The organism is Pseudomonas fluorescens group sp. (genome assembly GCF_020093335.1).
GTDB lineage: Bacteria > Pseudomonadota > Gammaproteobacteria > Pseudomonadales > Pseudomonadaceae > Aquipseudomonas > Aquipseudomonas petroselini.
This window is the reverse complement of record NZ_JAIOKW010000008.1, coordinates 1-20,077: the sequence shown is the minus strand read 5'-3', so window position 1 is coordinate 20,077 and position 20,077 is coordinate 1. Positions and strand designations below refer to the sequence as shown.

General features: G+C 61.0%; 18 protein-coding genes. 8 read left to right on the top strand and 10 right to left on the bottom strand.

What is annotated here, in order from left to right; all coding sequences use genetic code 11:
* Window positions 1-363: 363 nt before the first annotated feature.
* From K7431_RS11230 to K7431_RS11220, 3 genes are all read left to right on the top strand, one after another.
* Entirely contained in the window at window positions 364-1,947 is a 1,584-nt protein-coding gene (locus tag K7431_RS11230; protein ID WP_043205103.1) for a BCCT family transporter, read from the top strand.
* Between the two features lie 87 nt (window positions 1,948-2,034).
* Window positions 2,035-4,044 carry a CocE/NonD family hydrolase gene (locus K7431_RS11225; protein ID WP_012723269.1) on the top strand — a complete coding sequence of 670 codons (2,010 nt, stop codon included), beginning with the start codon at window positions 2,035-2,037 and terminating at the stop codon, window positions 4,042-4,044.
* Window positions 4,045-4,127: 83 nt separating this feature from the next.
* The gene (locus K7431_RS11220; RefSeq protein WP_043205106.1) at window positions 4,128-5,078 is read left to right on the top strand and encodes a LysR substrate-binding domain-containing protein; all 951 of its coding nucleotides are present in this window, start codon (window positions 4,128-4,130) and stop codon (window positions 5,076-5,078) included.
* Here the strand turns inward: K7431_RS11220 and K7431_RS30875 are convergent.
* From K7431_RS30875 to K7431_RS11210, 3 genes are all read right to left on the bottom strand, one after another.
* Entirely contained in the window at window positions 5,069-5,191 is a 123-nt protein-coding gene (locus K7431_RS30875) for a hypothetical protein (RefSeq protein WP_012723271.1), read from the bottom strand. The genes K7431_RS11220 and K7431_RS30875 overlap by 10 nt on opposite strands.
* 109 nt (window positions 5,192-5,300) lie before the next feature.
* Window positions 5,301-6,467 (bottom strand): catalase family protein, encoded by a 1,167-nt coding sequence (locus K7431_RS11215; RefSeq protein WP_012723272.1) that lies wholly within the window; start codon window positions 6,465-6,467, stop codon window positions 5,301-5,303.
* Window positions 6,464-8,272 carry a di-heme-cytochrome C peroxidase gene (locus K7431_RS11210; protein WP_012723273.1) on the bottom strand — a complete coding sequence of 603 codons (1,809 nt, stop codon included), beginning with the start codon at window positions 8,270-8,272 and terminating at the stop codon, window positions 6,464-6,466. The genes K7431_RS11215 and K7431_RS11210 overlap by 4 nt, the downstream gene beginning before the upstream one ends.
* Before the next feature lie 258 nt (window positions 8,273-8,530).
* Between K7431_RS11210 and K7431_RS11205 the strand changes: the two genes are divergently transcribed.
* From K7431_RS11205 to K7431_RS11190, 4 genes are all read left to right on the top strand, one after another.
* Window positions 8,531-9,262, top strand: a complete 732-nt coding sequence (locus K7431_RS11205; protein ID WP_012723274.1) for an FKBP-type peptidyl-prolyl cis-trans isomerase — start codon at window positions 8,531-8,533, stop codon at window positions 9,260-9,262.
* A 387-nt stretch (window positions 9,263-9,649) separates the two neighbouring features.
* Window positions 9,650-10,108, top strand: coding sequence for a YkvA family protein (locus K7431_RS11200; protein ID WP_012723275.1), 459 nt, complete (start codon window positions 9,650-9,652; stop codon window positions 10,106-10,108).
* 94 nt (window positions 10,109-10,202) lie between these two features.
* Complete coding sequence (locus K7431_RS11195; protein ID WP_012723276.1) at window positions 10,203-10,544, top strand: helix-turn-helix domain-containing protein; 342 nt, start codon at window positions 10,203-10,205, stop codon at window positions 10,542-10,544.
* Window positions 10,541-10,912 (top strand): hypothetical protein, encoded by a 372-nt coding sequence (locus tag K7431_RS11190; protein ID WP_005786715.1) that lies wholly within the window; start codon window positions 10,541-10,543, stop codon window positions 10,910-10,912. Before K7431_RS11195 ends, K7431_RS11190 begins: the two co-directional genes overlap by 4 nt.
* On the opposite strand, the gene K7431_RS11185 is transcribed toward K7431_RS11190, so the two are convergent.
* The gene (locus K7431_RS11185) at window positions 10,909-12,678 is read right to left on the bottom strand and encodes a bifunctional diguanylate cyclase/phosphodiesterase (protein ID WP_012723277.1); all 1,770 of its coding nucleotides are present in this window, start codon (window positions 12,676-12,678) and stop codon (window positions 10,909-10,911) included. The two genes, K7431_RS11190 and K7431_RS11185, sit on opposite strands and share 4 nt — an antisense overlap.
* Window positions 12,679-12,796: 118 nt before the next feature.
* Window positions 12,797-14,878, bottom strand: a complete 2,082-nt coding sequence (locus tag K7431_RS11180; protein ID WP_012723278.1) for a carboxy terminal-processing peptidase — start codon at window positions 14,876-14,878, stop codon at window positions 12,797-12,799.
* 138 nt (window positions 14,879-15,016) lie between these two features.
* On the opposite strand from K7431_RS11180, the gene K7431_RS11175 reads away from it, so the two are divergent.
* On the top strand, window positions 15,017-15,979 hold the full coding sequence (locus tag K7431_RS11175; RefSeq protein ID WP_012723279.1) for a zinc-binding dehydrogenase: 963 nt from the start codon (window positions 15,017-15,019) through the stop codon (window positions 15,977-15,979).
* A 133-nt stretch (window positions 15,980-16,112) separates the two neighbouring features.
* Here the strand turns inward: K7431_RS11175 and K7431_RS11170 are convergent, their stop codons facing one another.
* The 5 genes from K7431_RS11170 to K7431_RS11150 all read right to left on the bottom strand — a co-directional run.
* Entirely contained in the window at window positions 16,113-16,766 is a 654-nt protein-coding gene (locus K7431_RS11170) for an HAD family hydrolase (RefSeq protein ID WP_012723280.1), read from the bottom strand.
* Window positions 16,767-16,796: 30 nt separating this feature from the next.
* The gene (locus tag K7431_RS11165) at window positions 16,797-17,786 is read right to left on the bottom strand and encodes an ABC transporter ATP-binding protein (RefSeq protein WP_012723281.1); all 990 of its coding nucleotides are present in this window, start codon (window positions 17,784-17,786) and stop codon (window positions 16,797-16,799) included.
* The gene (locus tag K7431_RS11160; RefSeq protein WP_012723282.1) at window positions 17,783-18,583 is read right to left on the bottom strand and encodes an ABC transporter permease; all 801 of its coding nucleotides are present in this window, start codon (window positions 18,581-18,583) and stop codon (window positions 17,783-17,785) included. Before K7431_RS11160 ends, K7431_RS11165 begins: the two co-directional genes overlap by 4 nt.
* Complete coding sequence (locus K7431_RS11155) at window positions 18,570-19,406, bottom strand: ABC transporter permease (RefSeq protein ID WP_012723283.1); 837 nt, start codon at window positions 19,404-19,406, stop codon at window positions 18,570-18,572. Before K7431_RS11155 ends, K7431_RS11160 begins: the two co-directional genes overlap by 14 nt.
* Window positions 19,403-20,077: alkaline phosphatase family protein (locus K7431_RS11150; RefSeq protein WP_224316742.1), on the bottom strand; the 675-nt coding region annotated here is incomplete at its 5' end. The genes K7431_RS11155 and K7431_RS11150, both read right to left, overlap by 4 nt.

The window sequence follows — 20,077 nt, the reverse complement described above, 5'->3', positions numbered from 1 at the left end:
AAAAATTTAGAGCGTTCAATGAGTTAGAGGATGAGTCATGATCCCGTCCGCTGCGCCATATTCGGTTACCTGGAACGCTGAACGCCAGGTCGCCACAAGAAGCCCGCTCATTGAGCGGGCTTTTTTTCGTCTGCGATTTATCCTCCTAGTGCCTTGCCATTGTGCACTGCCTATTCGCCCTGAACTGTGCGGGTGCGTCATGACGTGGGGGAATACCCCTATGCACATTGGTTGATTGCGCCCTTGGCCGGTTAAACGTTTATCTATAGCCACGCGAAAGACTTCCAGGCGACTCACTGCAGCAGGATGCTGCGGTGCCCGCTCTCTAACACAAAAAATAGTCTGCAAGGGGAATGGCTCTACATGAAATATCCACTGCGTCCGTTGGTGTTCTGGCCAACTTTCCTGATCCTGCTGGCGGCGGTGATCGCCAGCTACGTCGACCTGAATGCATTCCTTGCGGTCAGCAAACAGCTCAACAACCTGATCCTGAAAAACTTCTCATGGCTGTTCAGCGCCGGCTCGTTTGCCATGGTGGTGCTGACCGCTATCGTCTACTTCTCCGCGCTGGGCAAAGTGCGTATCGGCGGTGAAGACGCCCAGCCTTTGCTGAGCAAATGGCGCTGGTTCATGGTGGCGCTCTGCACCACGCTGGCAGTGGGCGTGCTGTTCTGGACCACCGCCGAACCGCTCTACCACCTGTACGGCCCACCCACCAGCCTGCCGATCGAAGCGGGCAGCTCGGCGGCCAAGAGCTTTGCCATGTCGACGATGTTCCTGCACTGGACCATCACTCCGTACGCCATCTACCTGGTGCCGTCGCTGGTGTTTGCGCTGGTGTTCTATAACCGCCGCAGCAACTTCTCCATCGGCGCCATGCTCGAGCCGCTGCTGGGCGCAGCGCGAGTCAAGCGCTATGCCGGGCTGATCGACACCCTGGCGATGTTCGCGCTGGTGGCCGGCATGGCCTCGTCCCTGGGCACCGGCGCGCTGACCTTGGCCGGTGGCATGGCCCAATACATCGGCGGTGAAACCACCCCATTGCGCCTGGCCATCATCATCACGATCATCGTCATCACCTTTGTCGCCTCGGCCGCCAGCGGCTTGCAGCGCGGTATTGTGATGTTGTCGTCGTTCAACACCTGGATCATGCTCGCCTTGGGGCTGTTCGTGCTGCTGTGCGGGCCGACCCTTTACATGTTCAGCTTGGGCGTCGAGTCCCTCGGCGTGTACCTCGACACCTTCTTCAGCCGCAGCCTGTTCACCGGCGCCGCCAGTGGCGACACCTGGCCGCACAGCTGGACCGTGTTCTATTGGTCGGTGTGGTTTGCCTGGGCCCCGGTGAGTGCGCTGTTCCTCGGCAAGATCGGCCGCGGCTACACCGTGCGCGAATTCATCCACATCAACATGCTCTACCCGGCGTTGTTCACGGCGGTGTGGATCTGCATCTTCTCCGGCACCAGCCTCTACTTCGACGCGCTGGGTGATGGCAGCCTCAACCGTGTGTTGAACGAGCAGGGCGTGGAGCACGTGCTGTACCAGATGTTCCAGCAATTGCCGGCCAGCGGCTTGATGATCGCGTTCCTGCTGTTCGTGGCGTTTATCTCGTTCGTCACCGCGGCAGACTCCAGCACCGATGTGATCGCCAACCTGTGCAGCAAAGGCGTGACCGCCGATTCCGACCTGGACGGCAACCCGCTGCTGAAGATCATCTGGGGCCTGATCATCGGCTCGGTATCGTGGGTGATGGTCGCGTTTGTCGGTGTCGATGGCGTGAAGATGCTTTCCAACCTCGGTGGCTTGCCCGGGATGATCCTGGTGTTGCTGGCCAGTACCTCGCTGATCTTCTGGCTGAAGAACCCGGCGCTGCTCGATGTGAAAAACCTCAGGCCGACCACCGAGCCCGAGCTGCGTGGCGCCAGCCCCGTCGCGGCATTCGCCCGCTAAGCCCGACAACCTGTGTGTCTCCCCCGTACGCTCCCCTCCGGGCGCGGGGGAGCCGTTTGTTTGCAATAAACGCGTTTGGAGTTACCGATGGAAATCGTTACCGAGTTTGCCTACAAGATTCGTGAAATCGAGCACTGCCTGATCCCCTTGAAGGACGGCACGCAATTGGCCGCACGCATCTGGCTGCCGGAAGTCGCCGGCCCGCAAACCTTCCCGGCGATTCTGGAGTACCTGCCGTACCGCAAACGCGATGGCACCGCAGTGCGCGATGCGCTGACCCACCCGTGGATGGCGGGGCAGGGCTATGTGTGCGTGCGCGTCGATATGCGCGGCAATGGCGAGTCCCAAGGGCTGATGGCCGATGAGTACCTGCTGCAGGAGCAGGAGGACGCCCTCGAGGTGATCGATTGGCTGTGCCGCCAGCCTTGGTGCGACGGCAACGTCGGCATGATGGGTATCTCCTGGGGCGGTTTCAACGGCCTGCAAGTCGCGGCGCGCCAGCCCGAGGCGCTGAAGGCAATCATTACCCTCTGCTCCACCGATGACCGCTTCGCCGACGACATCCATTACAAGGGCGGCAACCTGTTGATGGAGAACTTCGGCTGGGCCGCCACCATGCTCAACTTCAGCGCGGCGGTGCCTGATCCTCTGTTGGTTGGCGACGACTGGAAAACCCTCTGGCACCAACGCCTGGAAGCCATGCCGCTGCTCGCCGAAACCTGGCTGCACCACCAGACCCGTGATGACTACTGGCGCCACGGCTCGGTGTGCGAGGACTACTCGCAGATCAAAGCCGCCGTCTACGCGGTGGGCGGTTGGGGGGACGCCTACCGCAATACCGTTTCGCGCCTGATGGAAAACCTGCCAGGGCCGAAGAAAGCCATGATCGGCCCATGGATTCACAAATACCCGCATTTCGCCGTGCCCAATCCGGCCATCGGCTTTCTGCAAGAAGCCAAACGCTGGTGGGATCACTGGTTAAAGGGCATCGATAACGGGGTGATGGATGACGCATCTTGCACCTTTTACCTACAGGATATTCTGCCGCCGAAGGGCAGTTACGCTGAGCGGCCGGGGATCTGGGTGCAGACGTCGGGCTGGCCGGATCCGCAGGTGCAATGGACCGATTTCAGCCTCGGCGAGCACGGCCTGACTGCCGGCGCGCAGCCCTTGGTCACGCCGCGCAGTATCTGCTCGCCGCTGACCACCGGCCTGCATCAGGGCGAATACTGTGCCATCTGGTTTGGCCCCGATGGCCCGACGGACCAGCGCCGCGATGACGCCAACTCGCTGTGCTTCGATTCCCAACCGCTGACCGAGCCCCTGGCGCTGCTTGGCGATGCGCGCCTCACGCTGCGTCTGGCCAGCGACACCGCCTGCGGGCAATTGGTCGCGCGCCTGAATGCGGTGGCGCCGGACGGCCAGGTCACGCAGATCAGCTACGGTGTGCTTAATCTCACGCTTCGCGAGGACCTTTCCCAGGTAACACCGGTCGTGCCGGGTGAAGCGATGGACGTGCACCTGAACCTCGACCACATCGGCATGCGCCTGCCCGCCGGCTACCGTTTGCGCCTGGCGCTGAGCACCGCGAGTTTCCCGCTGCTGTGGCCGAGCCGCGAACTGACCACGCTGACCTTGCTGCCGACCCTGCACAGCCTGCAGTTGCCGGTGTTCACCGGCGACGCGGTGGAGTGCCCGTTCGAAGTGCCACAATCGTCGACCCCGGCGAACCTGGAGGTACTGCGCGCCGCCGCGCCGAAACGCACCTTGATCGAAGACGTCGGCAGTGGCGAAGTCTGCGTGAAGATCGAAGATGACCTGGGCGCGATGCGCTTTACCGACCATGGCCTATGGGTGGATCAACGTTGCACCGAGCAATATCACACCTTGCCCTGGGACCCGCTGTCGACCCGTGCCGATATTGAATGGCACTACCGTGTCGGCCGTGACCAGTGGACGGTGGAAGTGGAAAGCCACTTGAGCGTGCACGCCGATGCCGAGTGGTTCTACCTCGAAGCAGAACAGACAGCCTGGGAAAACGGCCAACTGGAACACCGCCGGCAATGGAGTAAACGTGTGGCCAGGGTCGCGCTCTGAGCGAGCAACTGGCAGGATGCCTGCCAACGTGATCTCTGCGGGCCTGGGCAAACCCAGGCCCGTAATTGCCAATGGAATTGCTCATGTCGCGCCGAAACGTCGATCTTCCCCCGCTCAACTGCCTGCAGACCTTCGAAGCGGCGGCCCGTCATTTGAGCTTCACCCAGGCCGCCCATGAACTGAACCTGACCCAGAGCGCGGTCAGCCGCCAGGTCAAGCGACTCGAGGAGGACCTGGCCCGGCCGCTGTTTTATCGGCTGGCCCAGGGCCTGAGCCTGACCCCTGCCGGGGTGCGTTACTTCCGCACCATCCAGCGCCTGTTGCGCGAACTGGACCGTGAGTCCGCCGAGCTGCGCCGTCGCGGCGCCGATCGTCAGTTGACCCTGGCCAGCACGCCTACCATCAGCTCTATCTGGCTTGCCGGTTTATTGCCGGACTTCCAGCGCGAACACCCGGACCTGGATATCCGCATCCTGTGCAGCGATAACCCCAGCCGCCTGGATGTGAGTGAATATGACCTGGGCTTGTTCTATCACCTGGACGAACTCCCGGCGCCCCACGGCCTGGAACTGTCGCCGGTGTTCGACAGCGAACAGGTCATCACCGTGTGCAGCCCTGGCTACATCGAGCGCCACGGCCCGATTCGCGATGCGCACCATCTGCTGCATGCCCACACCTTGCTGATCGTGGAAGACCACTATCACGACTGGCTGACCTGGACCGACTGGTTCGCTGACATCGGCGCCGACTACTACACCCCGCGCCATGCCTTGCGTACCAACAGCTATCAACTGTTGATGCAATCGGCGGTGATGGGGCACGGCGTCGCGCTGGGCTGGAAGAGCTTGCTGGAAAGTGACCTTGATTCCGGGCGCCTGCAAATGGCCTTGCCCCACACCATGCATAGCCGCGGCCGCCTGCATTTTATGCAACCCCACCACCGCAACCCGCCGTTGGCGGTGCGCAGTTTTCGTCAATGGTTGCTGGCTCAGACCGCTGAGGCGGGGGGCGCGTTGACTGAGGGTCAAGGCTGAGCTGTTTTTTTCTTCTTGGTCTGGCGTGTCGCCAGGTGTTCAAAGCAAAAAGACGCGGTGCCGAACACCGCAATAAGGGTGAGTACGAGCATGCCGAGGGTTGAGTTTTCCACGGTGATTTCCTACGGGTGATGGGTAGGTATTCACGGTAGTGGCGGGGTGAAAACGGCTCAATAGACCCGACGCAATCCTTACGCCGTCGGGCCCATTGTTATGCACTCTTTACGGGGCGTTACGGCTGTGGCGGTAATCGCTGACCGCTTCATACACGGCTTTGCGCAAGCGGTTGATGCCGCCGATGGGGCGGTGGTCCGCAATGCCGAACCAAGGGTTGAACGACTGGTTGTCGCACGCCAGGTTCTGCTCGGGCGTGTCGAAATCCTGCGCCGGGATACGCACCTTGGCCACGGTTTCATACGGCGCATCGCTCTCCTTCCATTCGATGCTGGTGTCTTCGATCGGCATGAATTTCTGCGGGTTCTGCCGCTGGATCTGCAACACGAAACACGCAGGCTTGCGATCGGTGGACAACTGCTGGCTCAACGCGCTACGCAGGAAATTCGGCAGGTCCTGGTTCTGTTTGGGCAGTTGATATTCCGGGCAGCTCTGCGGGTCGGGTGCGACGCGGAACTTGGCGTTGGCGCTGCCGAACTTGTAGGGCGAGACTGAAAAGTAGGTGGTCTGCGTCGGGCTGGCCGGCGCTGGCGCCAGCGTGGCCAGTGCGATAAACAAATGACGCACCTGCCAACTGCGCGGGTCGACCTTGGGGAAAAACGCCAGGACTTTTTTGCCGTCCGCCTGCGCACCGATGTTCTGCGCGTATTCCGCCACATCGCTGACAAAGAAGTTCGGGTGGCTGAACATCACGAAGTCCTGTTCCGTGCGTGTCTGCTGGTCGGCCAGCAGTTGCTTGCCCGGCACGTCCAGCAGCTTGAGCGCCATGCCGCGCGCGTCACGGATGCTGTCGAACTGCGGGTAGGCGTTGCCGTTGGACAGGCGCATCAGCGCCTGCCAGGTCTTGCCCGGCTCGGCGAACACGCCTTGGCGCAGCGTCGGGTCCAGATCGGCCGGCACGCTGACTTCGGCCTTCACGCAGCCATGGGCCTTGGCGTGGGCATCACGCAGGTAGCGCGTGCCTTCGCGATGCTGGTCGACGATGCGCACGGCCGTTTGGATGATGCCTTGGGTCATCGCCGCTTCGCCGGGCGGGATCTGCTCGTTCGGCGACACCGGGCCGCTGTGCTGCCAGGCGTACCAGGCGCTGGCGCCCAGCCAACCGAGCAGGCCGAGGCCAACCAGCCACAGTAAGGTCTTGCCGAGAAACCTGCCGATGCGCAGCCAGAGACGGGCGAGCAGGGAAGGTTGGTCGTATCGGGATCGAATCATCATGGCAGTTGTTGCTCCAACGGGCCGCCCAGCACTTTGAGGTATTCCAGCAGCGCCCAGCGTTCCTGCGGTAGCAGGCCACGGCCGATGACGCCATTGCCACGAGCGCCTGCACGGAATTCGTGGCCGCTGTTGTGGTTGCCGGTGATTTTGGTATCGAACAGAAAGGCGTTCTTGAATGCCGCGGTCTCGAAGCCGAGATGGCGCGGGTCGTAGTTGAAAGTGCCTTTATAGAAGGTGGCGCTGCGCTCGTCCTGAGGCGAGAGCAACTGGTAGATCGTCGGCACCGAGCCGTTATGCAGGAACGGCGGTGTCGCCCACACGCCGGCCAGTGGCCGCGCTTTGTAGGCGCGCAGCTCGCGCACGCCGATGGGCAGGCCGTAACCGTCCAGGCGCGGGCGCTCGTCCGGGGTCACGCCGGCGGCGCGGTAGGCATGCGCTTCGACGAAGGCAGTGACGTAGGCGAGGCCCTTGGCCACGGACATCTTTTTCAGGTCCAGCGGCTCGGTCGGCGTGGGGTGCAGTTCGACGTTGAGTGTGGCCAGTTCCGCCGGGTCCCACTGCAGGGCGCTGAGGTCATAGCGCTGGTCGGCGATGTTGCTGGCGGTGCCGGGGTCGGTGCCGATGTAGTCCACCGGCAGCATTTTCAGCTGTTGCACCGGGCGGCCGTTTTCCTGGGTGACGCTGGGGACGTGGCAGCCGGCGCAGTTTTCGGCGAAGAGTGCACGGCCTTGGGCGGCGAGCGGCTTATCGATGGCGCCGAACAAGTCCTCGGGCCAGGTCGGCGGCTTGAGGCGCTGCAAGGTTTCTTCAATCAGGTTGAGGTCGCGCACGCGTACGCTCGACGGGTAGCGTGCATCGCCCTGGAGCGGCTGGCCGGCAGCGTCGAAAAAGGTCAGGGTCGCGCCCACGCCCAGGGCTTCACCGATATTGCGCGCCATGGGCTGCTGCGCCGAACCGTTCCATTGCACCCAGTCGAAGGTCCAGATATCCCACAATTGCGGGTAGTCCACCGGCGCATTGGCGACGCGATAATTGTCCGGGGAAATGGCATCGCCAAAGCTGGCGTTGGCGATACGGCCAAAGGCGTCCGTGCGGCCGGGGCCTTCTTCGGTGGGGTAGAGGCCGCGGTGGGTGTCGTTCCAGGCCACCTTGAGGAATTTGTTCAGTGACTGCTTGAAGTCCTGGCGCAGTTGCTTGTGCTCTGCGTCGTAGCGGTCGCCCAGCACCTGGCGGGCGAAGCGTTCGAACTTCCACGGGTTGTAATAGGTGGCGACGAGGCTGGCGACCAGGGCCTGGCCGAAACTGCCGCCGCGCAGGGTGGGGACGCTGGAGGGCAGCACATGCTGGGCCGAGCCGCCGTCAATGCGCAGGGCCTGGCCTTTGAAATGCAATTCGCCGGTATGGCAGGCGGCGCAGGTGATATCCAGGTAGTCGACGTTGCTGTCGGCGTTTTTATGCCGGGCGAAACCCACAGGCAGATTGCCGGGGTTTTGCGCGGTGGGCACCTGCTTGGGGTCGACCAGGAAACCGAAGCGTGCCAGATACTCCGGCGTGGCGAAGCGTTGTTCGGAAAACGGCAGTTCCAGGGCGGTGAACCAGTCGTAGTGCAGGCCTTTTACTTGAGTGCCCTGGGGCGTGAAGTAATAGGTCTGGCGGTCGGCGGCACTCCATTGGTCCTGGTAGTGCACCTGCTCCACAGGCACGTAGTCCGGTAGCTTGGGGTTGAGGGTGTAATAGAGCACCACGGCCAGAATCAGGCCGAGTGCGGCGAGTATCAGGAGTAAAACACGGGAAAAAATGCGCAAGATGGCTATCCTTGTCTCGGTCTTGTCGACGGGTCGCGTTGTTATGCCACTACGCCACAAGTGCGGCAAGTGGCCATGAGCCTGGTAGTCGGCGGTCCCACGATCCTTCGCGGGACCCCATCATGAATGAAAATGCTTTTAAACACGTGAACTTATCAGAAGTTTCCTGCTCAGATGCCGGTAGCCATTGGTCGTGGCCGCCTGATAAGCTCGCGACTTTATTCGATTGCCCTTTTGGCGCATGAACAAGGAAATAGCATGAAACAGCATCGGTTGGCGGCGGCGGTGGCCCTGGTTAGCCTGGTACTTGCGGGTTGTGATTCGCAGACCAGCGTAGAGCTGAAAACCCCGGCGCAGAAAGCTTCCTATGGCATCGGCCTGAACATGGGCAAGAGCCTTGCCCAAGAAGGCATGGATGACCTGGATTCCAAAGCAGTAGCCCAAGGCATCGAAGATGCCGTCGGCAAGAAAGAACAGAAGCTCAAAGATGACGAGCTGGTTGAAGCGTTTGCCGCTTTGCAAAAGCGTGCTGAAGAACGCATGACCAAGATGAGCGAAGAGTCGGCAGCCGCCGGCAAGAAATTCCTCGAAGACAACGCCAAGAAAGACGGCGTCGTCACCACTGCTTCCGGTCTGCAGTACAAGATCACCAAGAAAGCCGATGGCCCTCAGCCTAAGCCGACTGACGTGGTGACTGTGCACTACACCGGTAAGCTCACCAACGGCACTACCTTTGACAGCTCCGTAGATCGCGGTAGCCCGATTGACCTGCCGGTCAGCGGCGTGATCCCGGGTTGGGTCGAAGGCCTGCAGCTCATGCACGTCGGCGAGAAGGTCGAGTTGTACATTCCTTCCGACCTGGCCTACGGCGCACAGAGCCCGAGCCCAGCGATTCCAGCCAACTCCGTGCTGGTATTCGACCTGGAACTGCTGGCCATCAAGGACCCAGCCAAGGCTGAAGCTCCTGCAGCACCAGCCGCCAAGAAGTAATCGGCGCCTGAACACACAACGCCCCGTCTCGACGGGGCGTTGTTGTTTGTGGGAGGGGGCTTGCCCCCGATGGCGGTGGATCAGTCACCTTATGCAGTGGCTGATCCCTTGCTATCGGGAGCAAGCCCCCTCCCACATTGAAGCCTCTGCAGATCCGAACGAACGTCTGTAGCGGGCAACAGTCTGATATAAAACCTGAGCATGGCTATCCGCACATCAACGCCAAGTCAATGAAATCTTGGGTTTTTCTTCAGTGCGCAAAAAACGCCCGATCTGACTGAAAGCCATGTAATCCGTGGCTTTCAGCCCGGAAAATGGGCTCTGTTCACAAGGTTATCCACAATTTGTGTGGATAACCTTTCATGTCGCCTGGAACTGGAGTGACAAATGAAACCACCCTTCAATTTCACCCGTTTCCTGCCCATGGCCGCGCGTCTTCTGGGGCGCGGCCGTCTGCCGACGCTGTTGTTCGCGGTCGCCGCCAAAGGCTCGAGCCAGGGGAATCGCCTGGGCAAGCTCAAGGATGACCTCAAGTTGCTTCAGGCGTTGTGCCTGGCGTACTGGCGCGGCGAATACCGGGCGATCAGTCCCAAAGCGCTGATCTCGGTGGTGGCGGGGTTGATGTATTTCCTGAGCCCGATCGATGCGATCCCGGACTTTATCCCCATGTTCGGCATGCTCGACGACATCGCTGTGTTAGCGTGGGTCATGAAGACCCTGGAAGGCGAACTGAGCGCCTTTCGCGCCTGGCGTGACGCCCAGCGTCCGGAAAAGCTCGCCGTGGTTGAGCGCCTGCCTGCGACGCCTGCGCTGCTGTCCAAGGAAAACCCGCAAAAAAACCAATGACACGGGCTATCCCCCTGCGACCTTTGTGGCTGTTAGGATTACACTCCTAAGGAAAGAGCTTACTTAGTAAGTGTTGTTATCCTACGGGGCAGTCATGGATATTCAGATAATTTCACGGAATGGCGAACCCGAATACGCGGTGTTGCCATGGGATCAGTACCAGGCGCTGCTAAAAGCTGCCGGTCAGCAACAACCTACGCTACCTCCTTCTATATCGACTGCCCAAGCCGCCCCCGAACAGGATCTGCGCCCGCTCGCAGACCTGCGCGGCCTGCGCGAAGCAAAGGGCCTGGCTATCGAGACCCTGGCCCGCACCGTGGGCATCAGCCCGTCATATCTTGGATTGATTGAAAGTGGTGAACGCCAGCCGGATGCCGCGATCCGCCGCAGCCTGGCCTGGGAATTGGGCGTTGCAGGTTGGAGGGATGAATCTTGAGCCTACGTATCAGCCGTCAACATTGGGATGGGTTACTCAACGAACTGGACCAGGCGCGTCGCCAGCGCCATCTGCTGACGTACCGCGCCTTGCTGGAACGCCTGCAATTTCCTACGCCGGCCATGCAAACCCTGGCCGCGGCCCTAGAACACCTGGCGGCGCTGGATGCCAAGGCCGAGCAGCCGTTGCGCAGCTCACTGGTGATCAGCCAGGGCGCCAGCCGCTTGCCGCGTACCGGTTTTTTTGAATGTGTGGAGCGGCTTGGCCGTTTCAGCGGACCCTCCGATGGCGTGGCCGCTGCCTCCTGGCATGCCTCGGAAGTGGTGCGGGTATTCGAATACGAATACCCGGAATCCGCCGAGGCCTAAAGCGCCTGGGGCAGGGCGTCCATGCTGTCGATCACATGGATACTGTAACCGGCCACGTCCTTGGCATGGTGCTTGGCTTGCGAGGCCAGTTCCGCCAACTGGCTGGCATCGAGTTGTCCACAGGCCTGTGGATATAAATGCACCACGCCGATGGACAGCGACAGCAGCGCAAACTCCTGGCGCACACCCTGGCGGTTCAACGCCACGAAACAGCCGGCGTCGAGGTGTTCGGCGCGGTAGAAGCGCCGGCATTGGGTGTGAAAGTCATCCAGCAATTGATTGAGCCGTTTGCGCCAATCCTGCGGACCCAGCACCAACAAAAAGTCATCGCCACCGATATGCCCGACAAAGTCACGGGTGGGATCGACGCGGTCATTCAGGCACTGCGCCAGGCACAGCAACACCTCATCCCCACGCCCGTAGCCGTAGATGTCATTGAACGGCTTGAAACTGTCGATATCCACGTAGCAGATCACCGACTCCCGTTGTTGTTGCAGCAGGCGTGTGAGGCACTGCTGGATCGGCACGTTGCCCGGCAGCAGGGTCAGCGGGTTAGCGTAGCGCGCCTGCTGGATCTTCAGCTCGGTGATCAGCTTGAGCACGTCGATCACCCGGCCCAGGCCCAGGTAGTCGCCATTGAGCGTGATGATGAAATCTTCTTCGATACGTTGCCGCGCGCGGCTGGTGAGCAGGCGGCTGACTTGTTGCAGCGACTGGCTCAACTCCACCGCCAGGAAGTCGGTGCTCATCAGGCGGCTGATGGGCTTGCGCGCAAACAGGTCGGTGGCGAACGGCTTGAGCAGCGCATCCGACAATAAGTGCCGATGGACGATACCGATCGGCTGCCCGCGTCCGTCCAGCACGGCCAGGGAGTTGAGGTTGGCCTGTCGACGAAACGCTTCGAGCACTTGGGCGGTGGCGGTGTCCTGGTCCACCGCCGGGTGTTCGCTGAGCAAGGCGCTGAGGTCGCTGCCTTCCTCCGTGAGGGTAATGTTGGCTGTGTCGGGCTTGGGCAGCATCTTGCGTGCTTCTTGTGGTGGGTGTTCCTGCGGGCGGCAGAGCAGGTAGCCCTGGACCAGGTCCACGCCCATCTCCGTCAGCACCGCCAACTCCTCCGGCAACTCGATGCCTTCGGCGATCACCTGGGCACGCGAAGCCTTGGCGATCTGCAGGATGGAGCCGACAAACTCGCGCTTGAGCGCATCCTGATGAATGCCGTCGATGAAGTGCCGGTCGATCTTTACGTAATCCGGGCGTAACTCCGACCACAGCCGCAGGCTGGAATAGCCGGCGCCCAGGTCATCGAGGGCGATGGCAAAGCCCATGTCGCGGTAGTGATGCAGGGCGGTTTGCAGCAGGTCGAAGTCGTCAGTGGGTGTTTGCTCGGTGAGTTCGATCACGACCTGGCTGGGTGGAATGCCATAGTCGCGCAGCAGTTGCAGCGTGCGTCCCGGCTGGTGCGCCGTTTCCATCAAGGATTCCGGCGAGATGTTCAGAAACAGCTTGCCCGGCAGCTTCTGTTCGCTGAAGCGTCGGCAGGCGCTTTCGCGGCAAGCTATTTCCAGTTCGCTGAGACGTCCCGCATGGCTGGCCACCGAGAAGAGGGCGACGGGGGAGTGCAGGGGGCTGTTGGAGGGGCCGCGGCTCAGGGCTTCGTAGCCAAGGATTCGTCGTTCGGAGAGGCAGATGATCGGTTGGAACAGGCTGTGCAAACTGCCTTGAGCCAAGATAGAGCCCAGTGCATTCAGCTGTTCGGTCATGGTCATGGCGATCTCGATCGAAAAAAAAGGACCGCAGGCGAGAAGCCAGCGGTCCTTCATTTCACGACAGAATGATGTCTATATGATGACACTCCGAGGAGCGACCACATTAAATCGCCATCATTTACTGCTTGGCCACCTGCTTGGTGATTTTCAGGTAGTCCAGCAAAATCCGGCCAGTCTCGGCCAAGTAGGCGTCGTCTTCCGGCTTGGTTTTGTCGGCCTCGGTCGGCAGCGCATCTTCATCTTCTTTCTTCAGCTCCTTGAGTGGATCTTCACCCTTGGCCTTGCGGCGGATGTTTTCCAGTGCAAGTTGCTTGTTTTCGATGTCGCTGTGCTGCGCGCGGCGGTCGACTTCGTTGAGGCTGACGGTTTTTTCTTCCATCAGCTTCTTGGCCAGGGCCAGCTTGTCGCGGATAAACACGAACTCGGCGTCCTTGGCGGAGCGGGTGTCGTGATCAGCCTTCAACTGCGCCAGGAACGGCTTGAACGGATCCGACGCCGGCTTGATCGCAGGGCGGATGGTGTCCCACGGCATGGCTTCCGGCAGGGCGCTTTCGCCGATTTCCTTGGTGTCGATGATCGACGGGAAATCGATGTCCGGCAGTACGCCCTGATGCTGGGTGCTCTGCCCGGAAACCCGGTAGAACTTGGCCAGCGTCAGCTTCAGTTCACCATGGTTCAGCGGCTGAATGGTCTGCACGGTGCCTTTACCGAAGGTCTGGCCGCCGATGATCAAGGCGCGGTGGTAGTCCTGCATGGCACCGGCGAAAATCTCCGAAGCCGAGGCCGAGAGGCGGTTGACCAGCAATGCCATCGGGCCTTTGTAGAAGGCGCCCGGGTTCTCGTCTTCCAGCACATCCACGCGGCCGTCAGCGTTGCGTACCAACACCGTCGGGCCTTTGTCGATAAACAGGCTGGTCAGCTCGGTGGCTTCCTGAAGGGAACCACCGCCGTTGTTACGCAGGTCGATGACCACGCCGTCGACTTTTTCCTTCTGCAGCTCGGTGAGGATTTTCTTAACGTCGCGGGTGGTGGACTTGTAGTCCGGATCACCGGCACGGAACGCCTTGAAGTCCAGGTAGAAGGCCGGAATCTCGATCACGCCCAGCTTGTAGTCCTTGCCATCCTGCTTGAGGTTGAGGACTTTCTTCTGCACGGCCTGGTCTTCGAGCTTCACCGCTTCACGGGTGATGGACACGATCTTGCTGGTCTGGTCGTTCGGTGCATTGGTGTGCGGAATCACTTCCAGGCGCACCACGCTGCCTTTCGGCCCACGGATCAGCTTGACCACTTCGTCCAGGCGCCAGCCGACGACATCAACCATCTCTTTGTCGGCTTGGGCCACACCGATGATCTTGTCGGCAGGCGCCACTTGCTTGGTCTTGTCCGCCGGACCCGCCGGCACCAGGCGCACGATCTTGACCTGGTCGTTGTCGCTTTGCAGGACGGCACCGATGCCTTCCAGCGACAGACTCATATTGATATCGAAATTTTCCGCGTTATCTGGCGACAGATAATTGGTGTGCGGATCGTAGGACATCGCAAAGGTGTTGATGTAAGCCTGGAAGATATCTTCGGCACGGGTCTGGTCCAGACGTGCCAGCTGATTCTTATAGCGCTTGGTCAACAGCTCCTGGATAGCCTTGGGGTCTTTGCCGGCGATCTTCAAACGCAGCACTTCGTCCTTGACGCGTTTGCGCCACAGGTCGTCGAGTGCGGCGGTGCTGGTCAGCCAAGGGGCGTCCTTGCGGTCCACCAGAAGGGATTCCTTCTGGGTGAAGTCGAGTTTGTCGACACCCTTGTTCAGCTCGGCCAAGGCGAAGTCCAGACGCGCTTTGACGCGGTCCAGGTAACGCTTGTAAATGGTGAAGCCGGGCTGCAGGTCGCCGCTCTTGAGGAAGTCGTCGAACTGGGTTTTCCACTTGTCGAACTCAGCGATATCGCTGGCCAGGAAGTAGCTGCGCGACGGATCCAGCAGCTTGAGGTAGCTGTCATAGATGATCACCGAGCGAGCGTCGTCCAGCGGCGGCTTGCTGTAGTGATGACGCTTGAGCAGTTCGACGACGTTAAGGCTCGCAATCACCTCATCGCGATCCGGCTGAAGGTTGTCCCAGCTGTTGGCTGCGAACGTATTGGTCGACATCGACGCGAAGCCGAGACCAATGAAAAGAGCGAGGGCGGTGCTGGGGAACAAATGCTTCATGCTGATTCGACGCGGGGGCAATTGATAACGCATATTAGGCCGTCTTTGAGGGAGCCGGTTCCATATGGTCCGGTCGCATAATGCAAAAAGCCCGGCGATACAGCTACGGGCTCAGTCCAGACTCACTATGGAGGCACTGTGAAAGCATTGCAAGGCGTTGACGGTCATGTGGAGTGGTTGGAAGAACCCAGTCCTACCTGCGATGTAGGGCAAGTTCGCATTCGTGTGGCGGCAGCGGGCCTCAATCGCGCCGACTTATTACAGCGTGCGGGGCTCTATCCACCGCCACCGGGCGCCAGTCACGTGTTGGGCCTTGAGTGTTCCGGGGTGATCAGTGAAGTGGGCGCGGGCTCATCCTGGCAAGTCGGCGACCGCGTCTGCGCGTTGCTCGCCGGTGGCGGCATGGCCGAAGAAGTGGTGGTGGATGCGCGCCACGTATTGCCGGTACCGGAAGGCCTGTCGCTGATCGAAGCGGCCGCGTTGCCTGAGGTGTACAGCACGGCGTGGCTCAATCTGTTCCAGCTGGCGGGCCTCAAACCCGGTGAAAAAGTGCTGTTGCACGCTGGCGCCAGCGGCGTGGGTTCCGCGGCGATCCAGTTGTGCAAGGCATTTGGCAGCCCGTGCTGGGTCAGTGTCGGCTCGGCGGAGCGCCTGGCCTATTGTGAGGAACTCGGCGCCCAGGGCGGCGTGGTGCGGACCGACGGGATCGAAGGGCTACGGGATTTCGGGCCGTTCGATGTGATTCTTGACCCGGTGGGCGGCAACTATGCGGCGCTGGACCTCAAGCTGCTGGCCCTGGATGGGCGTTGGGTATTGATCGGCTTGATGGGCGGTCGTGACGCGCAGTTGGACTTGGCCCAGGTGCTGGGCAAGCGCATTCAATTGTTGGGTTCGACCCTGCGCAGTCGTGACGACTCGTTCAAGGCGGACCTGTTCAGTGATTTGAGCCAACACGTGTGGCCGTTGTTTGTTGAGGGCCGCTTGAGCCCGCAATTGGCCAAGACCTTCTCGATCCAGGACGCTGAGGCGGCGTTTGAAGCGCTGGCGACGAATCAGATTTCCGGGAAGCTGGTGTTGGTGATTGACGAAAGCCTGAGCTGAATGGGGATGCGGTGAACAATGTGGGAGGGGGCTTGCCCCGATAGCGGTGTGTCAGTGAAGAATGTTTCATCTGACAGACCGCCATCGGGGGCAAGCCCCCTCCCGCATTTGATTGCATTTCACTTCAAGAGAGTCAGATCCAATGGTGGATTGGCCAGCCTGCCTGTTCGGCGTGGGCGCGTAGCACCGGGTCAGGGTTAACGACTTGCGCAAACTCCACCTTACTCAGCAACGGCAAATCATTGCGCGAGTCCGAATAGAAATACGCGCCCTCCAATGTTTCCCCTTCTTGCTCCAGCCATTCCAGCAACCGCGTGATCTTGCCTTCACGATACGTCAGGACACCCACGGTACGCCCGCTGTACACGCCATGGCTGACGTCCAGTTCAATCCCCAGCACTTCATCGATGCCGATTCGCGCCGCAATCGGCGTGACCAAGTGCGTGCCCGAGGCGGAGATCACCAGAATCCGGTCGCCATTCGCACGGTGGCGGGCGATGGTCTTGGTGGCGTCGCTGTAGATCAACGGCTCGATCACATCCTCGACCCACGGCTCCACCAAGTGCTCGATTTCTGCCGGTGTGCGGCCGATCATCGGCTCCAGGCTGAAGTCCATGAAGTCTTCCATCTTCAGCTCGCCCCGGCTGTAGGCATCCATCAATTCGTGGTTCTTGCGCATGAACGACTCGGGATCGACCCAGCCCAGCCGGCCCATCTGCTCGCTCCACAGGGTGGCGCAGTCGCCGTGGATGAGGGTGTCGTCCAGATCAAAAATTACCAATGCCATCCGTCATGCTCTCTCAAATAAAACGTTGCATCAGGCTACTTCACACAGGGCACTGGGGTCGATGGAAAGTGCCAGGCGTTGTCCGTCCGGGTGCAGGTCGTCGGCCGAGCGGTTGAGCACGTCGACCACCAGTTCCACGCCGCGCGCTTCGATGCGGTAGCGAATGACGTTGCCCAACAGGCTGTGGCTGCGCACCAGGGCGTCGAGTTCGCCATTGCGGCTCAGCTCGATGGCCTCCGGGCGAATGGCGATACGGCTGTTGATCGGGCGTTGCAGCAGTTGGGTGGCCTTGTCGGCGTCCAGCAGGTTGTAGTTGCCGATAAACCCGGCGGCGAATACATCCACCGGTGCGGTGTAGAGGGTCTCGGCATCGCCGCTTTGCACGATCTTGCCTTGGTTCATCAGGAAGATCCGGTCGGACATGGTCAAGGCTTCTTCCTGATCGTGGGTCACGAAGATGGTGGTCAGGCCTAGTTCGCGCTGGATCTGGCGGATCTGTTCGCGCAGGTGCTTGCGGATCCGTGCATCCAGCGCCGACAGCGGCTCATCCAGCAGCAACAGGCGCGGGCGGGTCACCAGGGAGCGCGCGAGGGCCACGCGCTGGCACTGGCCGCCGGACATCTGGTGCGGGTAGCGGCCGGCGAGGTCCTTGAGTTCGACCAATTGCAGCACTTCCTGCACGCGCTTGTGGCTGTCGTCGGCGTTGACCTTTTGCATGCGCAGGCCAAAGGCGACGTTCTGTTCCACGGTCATGTTGGGAAACAGCGCATAACTCTGGAACACCATGCCGATATGGCGTTTCTGCGGGCTCAGCGGGACGATGTCCTGGCCGTCGAGCAGGATTTGCCCGCTGTCGACCGAGGTCAGCCCGGCGATGCAGCGCAGCAGCGTGGACTTGCCGCAACCGGACGGGCCGAGCAAGGTGACGAATTCGCCCTTGGCGATCTCGCAGTTGATATCACTGAACACCGGGGTGCCGGCGTAGCCTTTTTGCAGGTGTTGGACGCTGACGAAGCTCATTGGCTTTTGTCCTTGTTCAAGATATTGGCGGCCCAGGTCAGCACCAGCACAAAGAAGAAATAAGAAATCACGACGGCGCTGGTGAAGTGGCCGCTGCTGTTGCGCATGTTGTTCAGGTACACCTGCAGGGTTTCGTAGCGGGTACCCACCAGGATGTTGGCGAACACGAACTCGCCGAACAGGAACGAGAACGACAGCAACAGCGCCACCATCAGGCCTTTGCGCAGGTTCGGCAGCACCACCAGGATCGCCGCCTGCCAGGTACTGGCACCGAGCAGTTGCGAGGCGTCCATCAGGTCGCGCAGGTTGATCGCCTGCAGGTTGTTAGTGATCGCCCGGTACATGAACGGCAGTGCGACGGTGAAGTAACAGCCGATCAGGATCCACGGCGTGCCGACCATCGCCATCGGCCCGGAGCCATACAGTTGCAGCAAGCCCACCGACGACACCACCGGCGGCACCGCGAAGGGCAGCAGGATGAGGATGTTCATCAGCGCGTCGAGCCGAGGGAAGTGGTAATGCACCACGAACAGCAGCGGCAAAATCAACACTACCGAGAGGATCAGCGCGCCCACGCACACCAGCAATGACTGCCCGAAGGCCATCAGGAAGCGCGGGTCGCTCCACAGCTGCACGTACCATTTCACGGTGAAACCGGCGGGCAGGATCGTCGCCGACCAACTGCTGGCAATGGAATAGACAAAGGTGCCGATCAGCGGCAACACCAGGATCGCAAACAGCAGGTACACCACCACGCGGTGGTAGAGGGAGGCCGGGCCGGCTTCAGCGCGAGACATGGTAGCTCCTCTTGAGCAGCAGTTGATGGACCACGGTGACCACGGTCATCAACGCCACCAGCACCACGGCCAGGGCGCTGGCCAGGTTCGGGTCGAGCGACACATCACCGGACACCAGCCCGGCAATGCGGATCGGCAACACGTTGAAGTTGCCGGTGGTCAAGGCGTAGACGGTGGCATAGGCGCCGAGGGCATTGGCCAGCAGTATCACGAAGGTACCGAGCAGGGCGGGGGTGAGCACCGGCAGGCCGATATGCCGCCAGAACTGCCAGCCGTTGGCACCCAGCAGGGACGCCGACTCACGCCAGTCTTCGCGCAGCGCGTCGAAGGCCGGGTACAGCAGCAGCACGCCCAATGGAATCTGGAAGTAGGTGTAAAGGATGATCAACCCGGTCTTGGAGTAGAGGTTGAAGTCCTGGATGATCCCCGCCTGCTTGAGCATGAGGGTGATGCTGCCGTTGAACCCCAGCAGGATGATGAACGCAAAGGCCAGGGGCACACCGGCAAAGTTGCTGGTCATGTTGGCGAAGGCGGTGACGAAATTGCGCAGCGGCGAATCCACCCGGCGCAGGGAGTAACTGCCCAGGGTGGCGATGATGATGCCGAAGACACTCGAGTAGAAACTGATCTCGAGGCTGAACTGGATCGCTTGCAGGTAGAACTTCGAGCTGAAGATCCGCGTGAAGTTTTCCAGGCCCCAGCCGGCTTCCTCGGTCTGCAGGCTGTTGATCAGTACCCACACCAACGGGGCGATTTCGAACACGATAAAGAACAGTGCGAAAGGCACCAGGCACAGCAGTGCCAGCCATTTACCACGGATCATTTCAACAGCTCCCGGCACACAGGTTTGTCGTGGGGCGCGCCCAGCAGTTCGCAGACGGTGCCGCACAGCTCGGTCTGTTTCGGCGCAGCGTGGGTGTCCAGGCTGAAGGCATCGCCGAGCACAAACAGCGGCACTTCGCGTTCTTCCGGCAGCAGGCCATTGTGGGAGCGGTCGTTGTTCATGCCGTGGTCGGCGGTCACCAGCACTTGGTAACCGGCGTCGAGCCAGGCTTGCAGGTAATCGGCCAGGATGATGTCGGCCGAGCGTGCGCTGTTGCGGTATTGCGCCGTATCGAGGCCGTGCTTGTGGCCGGCGTCGTCGATGTTCATCGGGTGCACCACCAGGAAGTTCGGCGCGTGCTTGAGGCGCAGGCTTTCGGCGTCGGCAAACAGGTGGGAATCCGGGTAGTGGTCATTCCAGTAGAAATGCCCGTGCTGGATCGCCAGCGCCGTGTCGTCGGTGTGACGGTCGCGGGCGGCGAGAAAGGGCGTGCGGTTATACAACTCGCTGACCCAATGGTAGGCCGCCGCTGCCGTGGTAAGGCCGGCGTCGGTGGCGTAATGGAAGATGCTGCGCTGGTTGGACAGGCGCGAGACGTTGTTGTGGACGATGCCGCTCTGGATGGGAGGCACGCCGGTCAGGATGCACTCATACAGCGGGCGGGACAGGGC